The following is a 13,880-nucleotide window of genomic DNA, read 5'->3' on the forward strand; positions in this document are numbered from 1 at the left end:
CCCCACTTCAGCCGTTGGCCCCTGGTTGACTTCGTGCTGTGTGGTGGCTGTGCTGTTGTTGGCGCAGCTCTTTTGGTCCGTGGATCTTCGTGCTTCGGTGCTTGGCTGGCCTCGCGTCGCCGCCAGTGCCTGGCTGCTGGCAGGCGCACTCAGCAGCGCCATCGGCCTTGTCCAGTACTTCGGCCTAAGCGCGCAATTGACGCCTTGGGTAAATGCCACCCCGCTGGGCGAGGCGTTTGGTAATTTGCGGCAGCGCAATCAGTACGCCAGTTTGACCAATATCGCTTTTGCCGCCTTGCTGTGGTGGGTGGTGCAGGCCAAGCCGGTGGTGAGCGCTGCTTGGCTGCGGGGCACTCAGCTGGGTCTGGCTGTGCTGCTGGCGGTGGGGAACGCGGTGTCGTCTTCCCGCACGGGCATGTTCCAGATGCTGGTGTTGCTGGCCCTGGTGCTGCTGTGGGGCGGCTGGCGGTGGGCGGATGTGCGTAGGGTGGCGGTGGCCCATGTGCTGGCCTATGTGGCTGCGTTGATGCTGTTGCCGATGCTCATCGGCCTGGACCCCTGGTCCAGCGGGGCCTGGGCGCGCCTGCAGGCGGGGGATGCGGTGTGTTCCAGCCGGTTGACTCTGTGGCACAACGTGTTGACCCTGATTTCCTTGCGTCCCTGGGGCGGCTGGGGCTGGGGCGGGCTGAACTACGCGCACTACATCACCCTGTTTGATGGCCCGCGCTTTTGCGACATCCTGGACAACGCGCACAACCTGCCCCTGCACCTGGCGGTGGAGTTGGGCATCCCTGCGGCGTTGATTGCATGCGGCCTGTTGTTGTATTGGGTGCTGCGGTCGAAACCCTGGGCAGAAACGGATGCCACACGTCAGCTTGCCTGGTCGGTGCTGGCGGTGATCGGACTGCACAGCCTGCTGGAATATCCGCTGTGGTACGGGCCGTTCCAGATCGCGGCTGGCCTGGGCGTACTGTTGCTCTGGCGAGGCCCATCGTTATTTGAAAGAAATCGGGCTCTGGCGCAGTTAATCTGTGCGCTGCTAGCTACTGCATTGATAGCATTTTGCAGCTATGTGGCCTGGGATTACCACCGCATCAGCCAGATCTATTTGTCGCCTGATGACCGTGATCCTGCTTACCGTATGGACACCCTGGACAAGCTGCATGCGAGCTGGATGTTCCATGACCAGGTGGAGTTTGCCGAGCTGTCAATTACGCCGCTGACCTTGGCCAATGCGCCTGAGCAGTACCGCATGGCGCTGGAGATGCTGCATTTCTCGCCCGAACAACGTGTCATAGAGCGGGTGATAGACGCCGCCTTGCTGCTGGGGCGGGACCGGGATGCGGTCTTCCATCTGGCGCGCTACCAGGCGGCTTTTCCGGAGGGGTATGCCGAGTGGATGGCTGCGCACCGGGCGCCACCACGGCCCTAGGAGCCCGTCTGGCTAGTCGGTGTTGAGCTCCACAATGCCGTCCACAAACTCCTTGATGGCCTGTTGCGCCTTGCTGTCGATGGACGTGAACTCCACAGGGCATTTGTAGGCGCCCTGCACCTCGGTCACGCGCAGCACCTTGGCGTAGATGTCGGTCAGCTCGCCGCTGAGCAGCGATAGCGACAGCGCCATCTTGATATCGTCGAACGGCAGCAGGGGCACCGGGCTGAGGACAAACATCCCGCCATAGCCCAGGTCCACGATGCGGCCCGCGTACTGCCGGGGAATGACGGACTTGCCGTCAAGCACCTGGAAGGCCAGCGGCATGTCTACCTCTACCCGCGGGCTGTTGCGTACCTCGCGCCGCGGCGTGGTCATCGGGTGGCTGCCGCGCAGGGCCAGCAGCTCGACCATGCGCACGCTGCCTTTTTTGCCTTTGACCTGTACCTCGTTGATGTCGCCGACGTCGATGTAATCCTTGGCCAGCTGGTAAGTGCTTTCGCTGAGCAGGATTTGCCCGCGCAGACTGTGCGACTCGACCCGGGACGCCAGGTTGACCTGGTCGCCGATGACGGTGTATTCGGTGTACAGCTTTGATCCCAGGTGGCCCACCACCACGTCGCCGGTGTTGATGCCTATGCCCATGTACAGCGGACTCATGCCCAGGTGCTGGTTTTGCGCGTTGATGTCGTCCATGGCCAGCTGCATCTCGATGGCGCAGGCCAGCGCCGCCTCAATCGGGTTGTCCAGCGCCTTGGGCGCGCCAAACAGCACCATGATGCCGTCGCCCATGAATTTGTCGATGCTGCCGCCATGGTGCAGGATGATTTGGGTCATGCGTTCCAGGTAGCGGTTCAGGGCGGTCACCATGTCCATGGCGCTACAGGCTTCCGCCATGGCGGTGAAGCCACGCAGGTCGGACAGCAGAATCGTTACCTGCCGGGTTTCGCTGTCTATGGCGTGGGCCGCGGCACGGTTAATCGCCTCGTTGACGGCCTGCAGGCGGGCTGCATCACCTTGTGGAGATTGGGGATTGCCGGGGTCGAATATTTCGACCAATCTGGCGGCAAGTTGTTTCCGATCGACGTGCCACATGGTGACTCCCGCAGTTCAGCGACAGACCAGAATAGCAGAACCAAGCCGTGCCATTCAATCCTATGCGGTGGGCGCATCCGCCCGGTAGCTGCCGGACTGGCCACCGTCTTTTTGCAGGACCCGCACCGCCTCGATCACCATGCCGCGGTCAACCGCCTTGCACATGTCGTAGATGGTCAGTAGCGCGACCTGGACCGCGCACAGCGCCTCCATTTCCACGCCGGTAGGGCCCACGGTTTCCACGGTGGCACGGCACTCCACCGCCGGTGGTTGGGCATGGCAGACGAAGTCCACGGCCACCCGGGTCAGCGCCAGCGGATGGCACAGCGGCACCAGATCGCTGGTCTTCTTGGCGGCCTGGATGCCGGCGATGCGGGCGATGCCCAGCACATCACCCTTTTTGGCGTTGCCGCCCTCGATCAGCGCCAGCGTGGCGGCCTGCATGGCGATACGCCCGTTGGCCACTGCCGTGCGATGGGTATGGGCCTTGGCGGCCACATCGACCATATGGGCTTGGCCGTGCGCATCAAAATGCGTCAAAGAGGGCATGCCCGGCCTCCGTTACGATTTACAAAGTGTTCACTCATTTCGCGGATCATACGGCCATGCTTTATTGGAAAGATCGTTTCAGGGCTTCGGCCATCCATCTGGGTCTTTGCTTATGCGTCGCCTTGCTGGCGGGCTTGCTGGTGCTGGGCGTGTGGTACCCCTATCCGTACCGCGAGATCTCTGGCGGGCGTGAGCTGTTTATGCTGGTGGTGGCGGTGGACGTGGTGTTGGGCCCGCTGCTGACCTTCGCCATCTTCACCCGCAGCAAGCCCTGGCGCGTGCTGCGGCGTGACTTGGTCGTTATTGCCCTGTTCCAGCTGGCGGGCCTGGGCTATGGCTTGTGGACGGTGTACCTGGCGCGGCCGGTGCACCTGGTGTTTGATATCAGCCGCTTCCAGGTCGTGCACGCAGTAGATGTACCTGAGGTGTTGCTGGACAAAACGCCCCCTGGTATACGTGCCTTTCCCCTGGATGGTCCCAGCCTGCTATCTGTGCGGCCCTTCAAGGATAACAACGAAAAAATTGACGTCACCCTGGCTGCCATGGGCGGTGTGGACGAGGCGGCACGCCCCGACCTGTGGCAAAGCTATGCCGCCGGCCAGGCCGGCGTGCTGAAGTTTGGCAAGCCGACTGCGGAACTCAAGACACGTTTCCCCGACCAGGCCGCTGCCATCGACCAGGTGTTGGCCGCCGCCGGGCATACTGCGCAGAACACGCTCTACCTGCAGATGGTGGGGCGCAAAAGTTTCTGGACCGTGTTTGTCGATGCCCGTACCGCCCAGGTGGTGGCCTTTCTGCCGCTGGATTCATTTTGAAAAAATACAGACAAAATAGGCCGTTGGCGCAGGTATTACGTGCACCAATAGCTCATCTTTTGATAGCGTCCAATGTGATGATGGCCTGGCCTGCTGTGGCCCAGGCGCAGGGCGCTGGGGGCTCCCAATTGCCCAGCCTGGGCGACGGCAGCAGCATGAGCACCAGTGCCGAGCGGCGCCTGGGTGAGCGCATCGCCCGAGAGTTGTACCGTGACCCGGACTACATCGACGACCCGGTGCTGGTCGAATATGTGCAAAGCATCTGGCAGCCCTTGCTGGACGCGGCCCGCCAGCGTGGCGAACTCACAGATGAGATGGACCAGCGCTTCGCCTGGGAGGTGCTGATGGGCGCCGACCGCACCATCAATGCTTTTGCCCTGCCTGGCGGCTACCTGGGCCTGCACCTGGGTCTGGTGGGGGTTGTCACAAGCCCGGACGAGCTGGCCTCGGTGCTGGGGCATGAGCTTAGCCACGTTACCCAGCGGCATATCTCCCGCATGATGGAATCCCAGGGTCGGACCACGCCCTGGCTGATCGGTGCGATGATTCTGGGCGCCCTGGCGGCCAGCAAAAGCCCGGATGCGGCCAATGCCATGATCGTCGGCGGGCAGGCGGCCGCGGTGCAGAACCAGCTGAACTTCTCGCGCGACATGGAGCGCGAGGCCGACCGCATAGGCTACGGCGTGATGACCCAGGCCGGCTTCGACCCGCTGGGCTTTGTCAGCATGTTCGAAAAGCTGCAGCAGGCCTCGCGCCTGAGTGACAACGGCTCTTTTCCCTACCTGCGCACCCACCCGTTGACTACCGAGCGCATTGCTGACATGCAGTCGCGCCAGGCCCTGGATGCGCGCCCCGCGCCGCGTCCGCCCAGTGCAGTCCATCCCATGATGGCCGCCCGCGCCCGGGTGCTGGGCAGTCCCGGCGTGGATTTGCTGCGCGCCTGGGTTGGTGAAGCAAAAATGCTGCGCCCCACCGGCCCGGCCATGGACACCCGTGCCGCTGCTGTGCTGTATGCGGGCACTTTGGCTGCCATGCGCCAGCGCGACTTTGTGCAGGCACGCAGCCTGGTGGAACGGCTGCAAGCCCTGGTGACACCCGAACCCGCAGCCGCGCGCCTGGCGCGCTTGCTGGCAGCTGAAATCGAATGGAACGCGGGTGATGCGGTGGCCACGGCGGCCTTGCTGGATCTACAGGCACCGGGCCGGCCTGAACTGCTGCTGGGCTCCCAGGTGCGTACCCGCCTGGGCCAGGCGCCCGAGGCTATTGCCCGGCTGCAGCCCTGGGTGGCCTTGCATCCGCGCGATGGCACGGCCTGGCAGCTGCTGGCGTCGGCTTACAACGCCCAGGGCCAGACCCTGCGCGCGATCCGCGCCGAGGCCGAGATGCAGGTGGCCCGGCTGGACTACAACGGCGCGCTGGACCGCTTCCGTGCGGCGCAGGACATGGTGCGTCATCCCCCGCCGGGTAGCGGGCCCGTGGATGACATCGAAGCGTCCATCATCGACACCCGCACCCGCCAGGTCCAGGCACACCTGAAAGAGCTGGCGCAGGAAAAATAAGCCTGTGCGGCGGTGTGGTTCGGATGCTTAGGAGATTGCGGCGTCGATCACGATGCCCAGCGCCGAGTACAGCAAGGAGCCGATCAAGGCTGCTGTGAACCCGGTCACATGGAAGCCCACCAGCAGGCCGGACGCCGACCAGAACATCAGCGCGTTCACCACGAACAGGAACAGCCCCAGCGTGAGGATGGTGACCGGCAGGGTCAGTACCACCAGCACCGGGCGCAACACCGTGTTCAGCAGGCCGATCACCAGGGAGGCGATCAGCGCGACCGTGAAGCTTTGCACTTGCACGCCGTTGTACAAATGGGCCACCAGAAGTAACGCGGCTGCGCTCAGCAGCCATTTGAGTAGGAGTTTCATGGCCCCAAGGATACGCCGATTAGCGTGCCTGCTTTAAGCCGACGGCTGGGCTTTACGCCGGGCGCTCCAACTGCCCGTGGCCAGCACGCCGGCGATGGCGATGGCATACAGGCCCCAATGCGCAGCGGTACTCCAGGGCGCCGTCGGGCCGAACACCGATGCCAGCAGGGACTCGCCCACGATCATCTTGGCCGCGGTGAAGGCCAGTACGGCAGCACCCAGCTGGATGATGATGGGAAAGCGTTCCACCAGTTTCAGCACCACCGTGCTGCCCAGTACCACGATAGGCACGCTGACCAGCAGGCCGATGATCACCAGGTCAAACGCCCCATGCGCGGCGCCGGCCACGCCCAGCACGTTGTCAATACCCATCAGCGCGTCGGCGATCAGAATGGTCTTCATGGCGCCCCAGAAGGTGGTGACTGCCGGGCCGTCATGGGCGTCTTCGCTGCCCTGGTCGGCTAGCAGTTTGTAGGCAATCCAGAGCAGGCCCAGGCCGCCGACCAGCATCAGGCCGGGAATCTTCAACAGCCAGACCACGCCGATGGTCATGGCCGAGCGCACGATGATGGCGCCGACCGTGCCCCAGACAATTGCCTTTTTTTGCAGATGCTGGGGCAGGCTGCGTGCGGCCAGCGCGATCACGATGGCGTTGTCCCCCGCCAGCACCAGGTCAATCAGGATGATGGCCAGCAGGGCGGACCACCAAGGGGCTGATAAAAATTCCATAAAAACACTCCATTGCCGTCACTGTCACATTGGGTCAGCGCAAACGGGTAGATCGGGTGTGGATGGAGTAAGTGGCCGCCAAGCACGCTTCGATCCCCGCCATTGCCGGTGGGTCTCGAAGGTCTTGCTCGGCACGGGTCCTGCGACCATGCCCCACGCGCCGGATGCCGCTAGGGCAACGTGTTGACGACGGGTGGATACCCACAGGCTGTGCCATGGGCGGGAGCTACTCCCCTTCAACCCCCAATTAGACCATAGCAAAGATGTAACTGGCAGATGTATTTCTTGAGATCCAGGCAAGGGCATAGGGGTGGAAAACGGGGCTATGATCCATCCCCCTCCGTTGCGACTCACGCGACACCCGCAGCAGCCTTTCACGCCCCCATGGCCGGAATCCACATCACTGACATCGAAGCCGCCATCAATTATTGGCGGGCCCGCAAGCCGTCAACCGATGGTGTGACCCTGTGTGCCGAACTGCGCGCACTGGCCGAGGTGTATGCGTTGATGGTGTACCACCACGAGGACGAGGCGGACGAAGCCTCGATGCCGCCCAAGGCCTATGACGCCTGGCTGGGCTGGTACCAGACTACGCCCGATACGCCTTGCATCGCCATCTGCTCCACCTTCCAGGGCGACGCCTTGTGCAAGGGGTGTGGCCGCACGTTTGAAGAGGTTCAGCTCTGGCCCGCCATGGGCCCGGCAGAAAAGCGTGTGACCTGGCGCCGCATCACTCTGGAAGGCGACTCCTGGCGCTTCAACCGCTATGCCGAGCGCGCCGCCGAAGGGCGCATACCTGCTATTGATTGAATAGCTGCTGGCGCAGACAAAATAAGCGCTAGGGGCCTAAAAGATCAAGAACCCAACGGATAGCTACTCCTTCCAGGGATACCGTGGAACCGGCTCTGCCGAGCCACTGGTATCGCCCCCTGCAAGGGGGTGGCGAAAACGCGTAGCGTGTAGCCTGGGGGTGTGCCTCTATCTACTTCCAGCGGATGCATTCGACATCCACACTGCCTAAATTGCTGCTCAGCGTCAGCGCGCCTTCCTGAATGGTCGCTTGCAGCTGCATGCTGCGCTCCGCCAGGCTGGCCAGGGCCTGAGAGGCTTCGGTGGGCACGCGCCAGACCTGCAGGTTCTGCGGGCGGGACAGCTTGGATTCCATGCCGCGCCACCAGATGTCCGCCGAGGAGCTGAACGGGTACAGCGACACCTGGTCGGACTTGCCGCAGGCCTTGATCAGGGGTTTGTCTTCGGGTTGGCCGACTTCGATCCACAGCCGCGTCTGGCCGGTGAAATCGCGCAGGCTGACATCCGGGTCGTCCGGGTTGCTGAGCCCCGCGCCAAAGGTCAGCACGCCGTCACCTTTGCACACGCTGTTGAGCTGGTAGGCATTCAGCGCCAGCGCCACCAGGCGCACCATCATGCGTTCATCGGTCTCGCTGGGGTGGCGCGCCAGGGTCAGCGCGTGGTCGGCGTAGTAGTTGTGGTCGATGTCGGCAATCTGCAGATTGGCTTTAAAGATCGTGGACTTGAGAGCCATGCTGATTACTATTCTTTTTGTAGCTGCTAGCGCAGGTGATACCTGCGCTAGCAGCTTTCTTTTTCTTAAATTATGCGCGACGTGCCAGATCGGCAGCGATGCCGATGTACGAGCCCGGTGTCATGGCCAGCAAGCGTTGCTTTTCGGCTTCGGGGATCTCCAGCGAGGCGATCAGGCCGTGCAGCGCCTCGGCGGTCACGGTCTTGCCACGCGTGACTTCCTTGAGCTTTTCGTAGGCACCTTGCACGCCAAAGCGGCGCATCACCGTCTGGATCGGCTCGGCCAGCACTTCCCATGAGCTGTCCAGATCTTCGGCCAGGGCTTCTTCGTTGAGTTCCAGCTTGTTCAGGCCGGTCATCAGCGATTGGTACGCCAGCGCGGCATAGCCCACGGCCACGCCCATATTGCGCAGCACGGTGGAGTCGGTCAGGTCGCGCTGCATGCGGCTGATGGGTAGCTTTTCGCTCAGGTGGCGCAGCATGGCGTTGGCCAGGCCCAGATTGCCTTCAGCGTTTTCGAAGTCGATCGGGTTGACCTTGTGCGGCATGGTGCTGGAGCCGATTTCGCCGGCCTTCAGGCGCTGCTTGAAGTAGCCCAGGCTCACATAGCTCCACACGTCGCGTGACCAGTCGATCAAGACGGTGTTGGCGCGGGCGATGGCGTCGAACAGCTCGGCCATGTAGTCGTGCGGCTCGATCTGGATGCTGTAGGGCTGGAAGGTCAGGCCCAGGCCCCAGGGGTTGATGCCGGTGTCGGGGCCGTGCTCTGGCGTTTCGATGACCTTGCGGCTGAAGGCTTCCCAATCGAAGTCGGGCCAGGCGGACAGATGGGCGTTGTAGTTGCCCACGGCGCCGTTCATCTTGGCCATCAGCGGCACATCGGCGATCTTGTCGCGGGCCTTGCTCAGGCGCACCAGCACGTTGGCGACTTCCTTGCCCACGGTGGTGGGGCTGGCGGTCTGGCCATGGGTGCGACTGAGCATGGGCACGTCGGCGAAGGCGTGGGCCATTTCGCGCAGCTTGGTGATCAGCGCGTCCAGGCCGGGCAGCAGCACCTGGCTGCGTGCGCCCTTGAGCTGCAGCGCGTGGCTGGTGTTGTTGATGTCTTCGCTGGTGCAGGCAAAGTGCACGAACTCGCTGGCGTGCTCCAGCTCGGGCCGGGCCTCGAACTTGGACTTGATCCAGTATTCCACCGCCTTGACGTCGTGGTTGGTGGTTTTTTCGATTTCTTTGATGGCCTTGCCATCGGCTTCGCTGAAGTTCTTCACCAGATTCAGCAAATAAGTACGTGCACCGGGTGTCAGCGGCTTGAATTCGGCGAACCCGGCATCGCTCAGGGCAATGAACCAGGCCACTTCGACCTGGACGCGGCGTTGCATATAGCCCAGTTCGCTCATTAAAGGGCGCAGGGCGGCGAGTTTGGCGGCGTAGCGGCCATCCAGTGGCGACAGAGCCGAAATGGTGGATAAAGTCATAAGCGAATTGTAGGTGCCACGCCACGCCCGGTCGTCAGAACGCTGTTGCGCGGGGGTGAATCGATAGAATGGGCCTCAACCAAGCCGCCTGTTCCAGGCCATGTCTCTGTTCTATTGCCCATGAAACTCATTGGATCCCTCAGCAGCCCCTACGTGCGCAAAGTGCGCGTGGTGATGGCTGAAAAAAAACTTGATTACCAGTTTGTGCTGGACGACGTCTGGACTGCCGGTAGCCAGGTGGGGGAGTCCAACCCCCTGGGCAAGGTGCCATGCCTGGTGATGGAGGCCGGCGAAGCCATTTTTGACTCGCGCGTCATCGTGGAATATCTGGACACGCTGTCGCCCGTGGGCAAGCTGATCCCCGCGCAAAGCCGGGAACGGGTAGAGGTCAAGACCTGGGAGGCCCTGGCCGATGGCGTCTGCGAAGCCGGTGTGTTGGCCCGTATGGAATCCACCTGGGTGGAGCGCTCGAACGAGCAGCGCAGCCAGGCCTGGATAGACCGCCAAATGGCCAAGGTGGAGTCCGGCCTCAAGGCCATGGCCCGCGGCCTGGGTGACAAGGCCTTCTGCAGCGGCATCCATTTCAGCCTGTCGGATATCGCGGTGGGTTGCGCTCTGGGTTGGCTGGATTTCCGTTTCCCGGACCTGGCCTGGCGCTCCAATCACCCCAATCTGGCCAAGCTGCAGGAAAAGCTGGCGCAGCGCCAGAGCTTTGTGGATACCAAGCCGCAGTAGTCCGCGCAGCTTGTCCGGTAGCAGCCCCGGTTGCTATACTTCTTACCAGCGCCAATTTGCTCCAGCTTGCGGGCGCTTTATAAATACAGCTAAAGACGGACCGCTCCTGTACCAGCCCGGCCTCGTTTTTAGCGTTGCCGGGTTTTTTATTTCCGTATCTTTTCGTATGGGAGCGCGCTTGATCGCTACACCTCAGTCCGCACACTTTCCAGATAGCCTGCGCTTGCAGGGCGGTGGGTCCATCCGTGCCTACGATCTGGCTTTTGAAACCTATGGCACGCTGAACGCCGACAAGTCGAATGCGGTGCTGGTCTGCCATGCGCTGAACGCCTCGCACCACGTGGCCGGCGTGTACGCCAACCAGCCCAAGTCGGCCGGCTGGTGGGACAACATGGTGGGCCCGGGCAAGCCGTTGGACACCGACCGCTTTTTCGTCATCGGCGTGAACAACCTGGGCTCCTGTTTTGGTTCCACCGGGCCCATGCATGTGAACCCCGATTCCGGCCAGGTCTATGGTGCAGACTTCCCTGTGGTGACGGTGGAAGACTGGGTCAACGCCCAGGCACTGCTGCTCGATCAGTTGGGCATCCGCAAGCTCGCTGCTGTGATGGGCGGCAGCCTGGGCGGCATGCAGGCCTTGGGCTGGACGCTACAGTATCCAGAGCGTGTGGGGCATGCGGTGGTGATCGCCAGCGCGCCCAATCTGACGGCCGAGAACATCGCCTTCAACGAGGTGGCGCGCCGCGCCATCGTTACCGACCCGGACTTCCACGGCGGCCACTTTTACCAGCATGGGGTGGTGCCGCAGCGCGGCTTGCGCATCGCCCGCATGATCGGTCACATCACCTACCTGAGTGATGACGTGATGAACACCAAGTTTGGCCGCCAGCTGATCGGCGATGGCTACCGCTACACCACGCAAGACGCTGAGTTCCAGATTGAAAGCTATCTGCGCTACCAGGGCGACAAGTTCAGCGATTACTTCGACGCCAATACCTATCTGCTGATCACCCGCGCACTGGACTACTTCGATCCGGCGCGGCATTTTGGCGGCAGCCTGACGGGGGCTTTTGCCCAGGTGCAGGCCAAGTTCCTGCTGGTCAGCTTTACGACCGACTGGCGCTTTTCGCCCCAGCGCAGCCGCGAGATGGTCAAGGCCCTGCTGGACAACCGCCGCACCGTGAGCTACGCCGAGATCGACGCACCCCACGGCCACGATGCCTTCTTGCTCGACGATCCGCGCTATATGGCGACCGTGCGGGCCTACTTTGACCGTATTGCTCAAGAGGTGGCGGCATGAGCGCGCACAGCATGATGGAATCCATTGCCCGCCTGGTGCCCCAGGGCGCGCGCGTGCTCGACCTGGGCTGCGGCGACGGCGCCCTGCTGGCCCATCTGCAGGCCACGCGCGGCTGCACTGGCTACGGCATCGAGATCGACGACGCCAAGCTGCTGACCTGCGTGCAGCGCGGTGTGAACGTGATCCAGCTGAACCTGGACGAGGGCCTGGCCATGTTCGACGACGCCTCGTTCGATGTGGTGCTGCAGATCGACACCCTGCAGCATTTGCGCAATGCCGAGGTCATGCTGCGCGAGACGGCCCGTGTGGGCCGCATGGGCGTGCTGGCCTTCCCCAACTTCGCGCACTGGCCGAACCGCATGAGCATTCTGCGCGGCCGCATGCCGGTGACCAAGCGCCTGCCCTACCAGTGGTACGACACGCCGAACATCCGCGTCGGCACCTTCAAGGATTTCGAGGTGCTGGCCGAGAAGAACGACCTGCATATCCTGGACGCCTTTGGCCTGCAGGAAGGCCGCGAGGTGCGCTTCTGGCCGAATGCGCTGGCTGGTACGGCCGTGTTCAAGTTCCAGCGGGGCTGAGATTCGCCAGCCCGTGCAAACGGGTGGCCAGTGTGTGCAACGCCTCGCGCAAGGCTGGCGGCTGCTGCACTTCAAAATCAAATGGCAGTCGCGCCAGCTCACGGGCCAGCCAGTGCACATCGTCGACCTGGCTGTGCAGCAGCACGCCGTCCGCCAGCGGTTGCAGCAAGCCCATGCTGTCAAACAAGGCTTTGCGGGCGGTGTCCAGATCGGTTTTCAACAACACCTCCACCTGTATGGCGCGCGGTAGGCTTGCCACGCCCAGGGCCAAGTGGCGTACCGCATCAAAGTCCTCCGGCGGCACAAAGTGGCGCTCGTTGAATGCCACGGCCTGCACCCGGTCCAGCCGGAACGAGCGCAGCGCGTGCCGTAGATGGCAGTGGCCCACCACGTACCAGCGCCCGCCCCGGTGCGCCAGGCCGTAGGGGTCAAAGTCCCGCGCGCTGGTGGTCTGGTCGGCTGCACGGTAGTCCAGATGCACTTGCTGGTGCCGGTAGGCGGCCAGGCTCAGGGCCAGCAGGGCCTGGTTGTCAGGCACCGGCACGGCGCGTGGCTGGTCCAGTGCCACGGTTTCGCCCAAGGCCCGCACGCGCTGTTGCAAGGCGCTGGGCATCACCCGCTCCAGCTTGGCCTGGGCACTCTCAACCGCCGGTGTGGCCTCTGCCAGGCCCAGTCCGCGCGCGGCCAGCAAGCCCAGGGACACCGCCAGCGCTTCGTCGTCGGTAAACACCATGGGTGGCAGCTTGAAGCCGGGCATCAGGCGGTAGCAGCCATGGCGCCCGCGCTCGGCCAGTATGGGAATGCCCAGGTCTTCCAGTTTGCCGATGTAGCGGCGCAGCGTGCGCCCGTCCACACCCAGGCGCTGCGCCAGGTCGGGGCCGCTCAGGCTGCCGTGGCTTTGCAGCAGCTCCAGCACGGTCAGCACGCGGGTGGTGGGCGAATACATGGCGGCAAGTTTAGGGTTTTATCAGGACCGATTCCGCCCTGATGGAGTTTTAGAGTCTGGGTTTTCAGCTACGGAACGTTCGCACCATGACCCATTACGCCCACCTCTGGCTATTTTTCTTGATGGTTTTAGGCATCATCGCCTTGCCCGGCATGGACATGGCTTTTGTGCTGTCCAACGCCCTGGTGGGTGGGCGCAGGGCGGGCCTGTTCGCCGTGGCGGGCATCGTGGCCGGGGGCATCTGCCACGTGGTGGCGGGTGCGTTAGGTATAGGCTTGCTGCTGCGCCTGGTGCCAGGGTTGATGCAGGTCATGCTGCTGGGCGGGGCTGTCTACATCGCCTGGATTGGCGTGGCCGTGCTGCGCAGCCAGTCGGCCCTGGGTGCCTTGCCCGCCGTGGGCACGCCACCACCTTGGGTCATCTTCCGCCGCGCGGCGCTGACCTGCCTGATGAATCCCAAGGCCTATTTGTTCATGTTGGCCATCTTCCCGCAGTTTTTGCGTCGGGAGTACGGGCCGGTGTGGATACAGGCGGTGGCGCTGGGCGGCATCATCGCCTTGACGCAAACCGCGGTGTACGGCTTTCTAGGCTTGGCGGCGGGCAGCTCGCGGGACTGGCTGGAGCGCCGCCCCCAGGCCGCAGTGGCGGTGGGGCGCTTGGTGGGCGGGGTGTTGGTATTGGGGGCTGTGTGGACGGCAGTGCGGGGCTGGCAAGAGCTTGCTATCTAATTAGTAGCTGCTTGCGCTGGTATTTCCTGCG

At 63.2% G+C, this 13,880-nt stretch carries 15 protein-coding genes; 8 read left to right on the forward strand and 7 right to left on the reverse strand.

Annotated elements, in window-relative coordinates:
- The first annotated feature begins 79 nt into the window (after nucleotides 1-79).
- Complete coding sequence (locus AC07O2_RS10380) at nucleotides 80-1,432, forward strand: PglL family O-oligosaccharyltransferase (protein ID WP_495075653.1); 1,353 nt, start codon at nucleotides 80-82, stop codon at nucleotides 1,430-1,432.
- Nucleotides 1,433-1,444: 12 nt separating this feature from the next.
- Here AC07O2_RS10380 and AC07O2_RS10385 read toward each other — a convergent pair whose 3' ends face one another.
- Together AC07O2_RS10385 and moaC are read right to left on the reverse strand one after the other, a co-directional pair.
- Nucleotides 1,445-2,527 (reverse strand): adenylate/guanylate cyclase domain-containing protein, encoded by a 1,083-nt coding sequence (locus AC07O2_RS10385; protein WP_495075654.1) that lies wholly within the window; start codon nucleotides 2,525-2,527, stop codon nucleotides 1,445-1,447.
- Nucleotides 2,528-2,587: 60 nt separating this feature from the next.
- Nucleotides 2,588-3,076 (reverse strand): cyclic pyranopterin monophosphate synthase MoaC, encoded by a 489-nt coding sequence (gene moaC / locus AC07O2_RS10390; RefSeq protein WP_495075655.1) that lies wholly within the window; start codon nucleotides 3,074-3,076, stop codon nucleotides 2,588-2,590.
- A 56-nt stretch (nucleotides 3,077-3,132) separates the two neighbouring features.
- Between moaC and tfpZ the strand changes: the two genes are divergently transcribed.
- Both tfpZ and AC07O2_RS10400 read left to right on the forward strand, forming a co-directional pair.
- A complete protein-coding gene (gene tfpZ / locus AC07O2_RS10395; RefSeq protein ID WP_495075656.1) occupies nucleotides 3,133-3,891 on the forward strand; it encodes a TfpX/TfpZ family type IV pilin accessory protein in 759 nt (252 codons plus the stop codon).
- An 80-nt stretch (nucleotides 3,892-3,971) separates the two neighbouring features.
- The gene (locus AC07O2_RS10400) at nucleotides 3,972-5,450 is read left to right on the forward strand and encodes a M48 family metalloprotease (protein ID WP_495075657.1); all 1,479 of its coding nucleotides are present in this window, start codon (nucleotides 3,972-3,974) and stop codon (nucleotides 5,448-5,450) included.
- Between the two features lie 27 nt (nucleotides 5,451-5,477).
- On the opposite strand, the gene AC07O2_RS10405 is transcribed toward AC07O2_RS10400, so the two are convergent.
- Together AC07O2_RS10405 and AC07O2_RS10410 are read right to left on the reverse strand one after the other, a co-directional pair.
- Nucleotides 5,478-5,813, reverse strand: a complete 336-nt coding sequence (locus AC07O2_RS10405; RefSeq protein ID WP_495075658.1) for a phage holin family protein — start codon at nucleotides 5,811-5,813, stop codon at nucleotides 5,478-5,480.
- A 33-nt stretch (nucleotides 5,814-5,846) separates the two neighbouring features.
- Nucleotides 5,847-6,542, reverse strand: a complete 696-nt coding sequence (locus tag AC07O2_RS10410; RefSeq protein WP_495075659.1) for a TerC family protein — start codon at nucleotides 6,540-6,542, stop codon at nucleotides 5,847-5,849.
- A gap of 384 nt (nucleotides 6,543-6,926) precedes the next feature.
- Here AC07O2_RS10410 and AC07O2_RS10415 point away from each other — a divergent pair, with 384 nt between their 5' ends.
- Nucleotides 6,927-7,352, forward strand: a complete 426-nt coding sequence (locus AC07O2_RS10415) for a DUF3717 domain-containing protein (protein ID WP_495075660.1) — start codon at nucleotides 6,927-6,929, stop codon at nucleotides 7,350-7,352.
- A gap of 172 nt (nucleotides 7,353-7,524) precedes the next feature.
- Here the strand turns inward: AC07O2_RS10415 and AC07O2_RS10420 are convergent, their stop codons facing one another.
- Both AC07O2_RS10420 and purB read right to left on the reverse strand, forming a co-directional pair.
- Entirely contained in the window at nucleotides 7,525-8,085 is a 561-nt protein-coding gene (locus AC07O2_RS10420) for a YaeQ family protein (RefSeq protein WP_495075661.1), read from the reverse strand.
- Between the two features lie 70 nt (nucleotides 8,086-8,155).
- Entirely contained in the window at nucleotides 8,156-9,559 is a 1,404-nt protein-coding gene (purB, locus tag AC07O2_RS10425; protein WP_495075662.1) for an adenylosuccinate lyase, read from the reverse strand.
- A 120-nt stretch (nucleotides 9,560-9,679) separates the two neighbouring features.
- Between purB and AC07O2_RS10430 the strand changes: the two genes are divergently transcribed.
- From AC07O2_RS10430 to metW, 3 genes are all read left to right on the forward strand, one after another.
- Nucleotides 9,680-10,294 (forward strand): glutathione S-transferase C-terminal domain-containing protein, encoded by a 615-nt coding sequence (locus AC07O2_RS10430; protein WP_495075663.1) that lies wholly within the window; start codon nucleotides 9,680-9,682, stop codon nucleotides 10,292-10,294.
- Nucleotides 10,295-10,460: 166 nt separating this feature from the next.
- Nucleotides 10,461-11,594: a homoserine O-succinyltransferase MetX gene (gene metX, locus AC07O2_RS10435; RefSeq protein WP_495075664.1), complete on the forward strand. Its 1,134-nt coding sequence runs from the start codon at nucleotides 10,461-10,463 to the stop codon at nucleotides 11,592-11,594.
- Nucleotides 11,591-12,175: a methionine biosynthesis protein MetW gene (gene metW, locus AC07O2_RS10440; RefSeq protein ID WP_495075665.1), complete on the forward strand. Its 585-nt coding sequence runs from the start codon at nucleotides 11,591-11,593 to the stop codon at nucleotides 12,173-12,175. The genes metX and metW overlap by 4 nt, the downstream gene beginning before the upstream one ends.
- Here metW and AC07O2_RS10445 read toward each other — a convergent pair.
- On the reverse strand, nucleotides 12,156-13,121 hold the full coding sequence (locus tag AC07O2_RS10445; protein WP_495075666.1) for a helix-turn-helix transcriptional regulator: 966 nt from the start codon (nucleotides 13,119-13,121) through the stop codon (nucleotides 12,156-12,158). The two genes, metW and AC07O2_RS10445, sit on opposite strands and share 20 nt — an antisense overlap.
- An 86-nt stretch (nucleotides 13,122-13,207) precedes the next feature.
- On the opposite strand from AC07O2_RS10445, the gene AC07O2_RS10450 reads away from it, so the two are divergent.
- A complete protein-coding gene (locus tag AC07O2_RS10450; RefSeq protein WP_495075667.1) occupies nucleotides 13,208-13,849 on the forward strand; it encodes a LysE family translocator in 642 nt (213 codons plus the stop codon).
- Nucleotides 13,850-13,880: the final 31 nt, after the last annotated feature.

This window comes from Rhodoferax sp. GW821-FHT10B06, from assembly GCF_059415605.1.

Coding starts and splice junctions, on each gene's coding strand:
- AC07O2_RS10445 (WP_495075666.1), bottom strand. CDS start 13,121: ATGTATTCGCCCACCACCCGCGTGCTGACCGTGCTGGAGCTGCTGCAA.
- AC07O2_RS10405 (WP_495075658.1), bottom strand. CDS start 5,813: ATGAAACTCCTACTCAAATGGCTGCTGAGCGCAGCCGCGTTACTTCTG.
- AC07O2_RS10450 (WP_495075667.1), top strand. CDS start 13,208: ATGACCCATTACGCCCACCTCTGGCTATTTTTCTTGATGGTTTTAGGC.
- metW (WP_495075665.1), top strand. CDS start 11,591: ATGAGCGCGCACAGCATGATGGAATCCATTGCCCGCCTGGTGCCCCAG.
- AC07O2_RS10410 (WP_495075659.1), bottom strand. CDS start 6,542: ATGGAATTTTTATCAGCCCCTTGGTGGTCCGCCCTGCTGGCCATCATC.
- AC07O2_RS10400 (WP_495075657.1), top strand. CDS start 3,972: ATGGCCTGGCCTGCTGTGGCCCAGGCGCAGGGCGCTGGGGGCTCCCAA.
- purB (WP_495075662.1), bottom strand. CDS start 9,559: ATGACTTTATCCACCATTTCGGCTCTGTCGCCACTGGATGGCCGCTAC.
- moaC (WP_495075655.1), bottom strand. CDS start 3,076: ATGCCCTCTTTGACGCATTTTGATGCGCACGGCCAAGCCCATATGGTC.
- tfpZ (WP_495075656.1), top strand. CDS start 3,133: ATGCTTTATTGGAAAGATCGTTTCAGGGCTTCGGCCATCCATCTGGGT.
- AC07O2_RS10430 (WP_495075663.1), top strand. CDS start 9,680: ATGAAACTCATTGGATCCCTCAGCAGCCCCTACGTGCGCAAAGTGCGC.
- AC07O2_RS10385 (WP_495075654.1), bottom strand. CDS start 2,527: ATGTGGCACGTCGATCGGAAACAACTTGCCGCCAGATTGGTCGAAATA.
- metX (WP_495075664.1), top strand. CDS start 10,461: ATGGGAGCGCGCTTGATCGCTACACCTCAGTCCGCACACTTTCCAGAT.
- AC07O2_RS10420 (WP_495075661.1), bottom strand. CDS start 8,085: ATGGCTCTCAAGTCCACGATCTTTAAAGCCAATCTGCAGATTGCCGAC.
- AC07O2_RS10415 (WP_495075660.1), top strand. CDS start 6,927: ATGGCCGGAATCCACATCACTGACATCGAAGCCGCCATCAATTATTGG.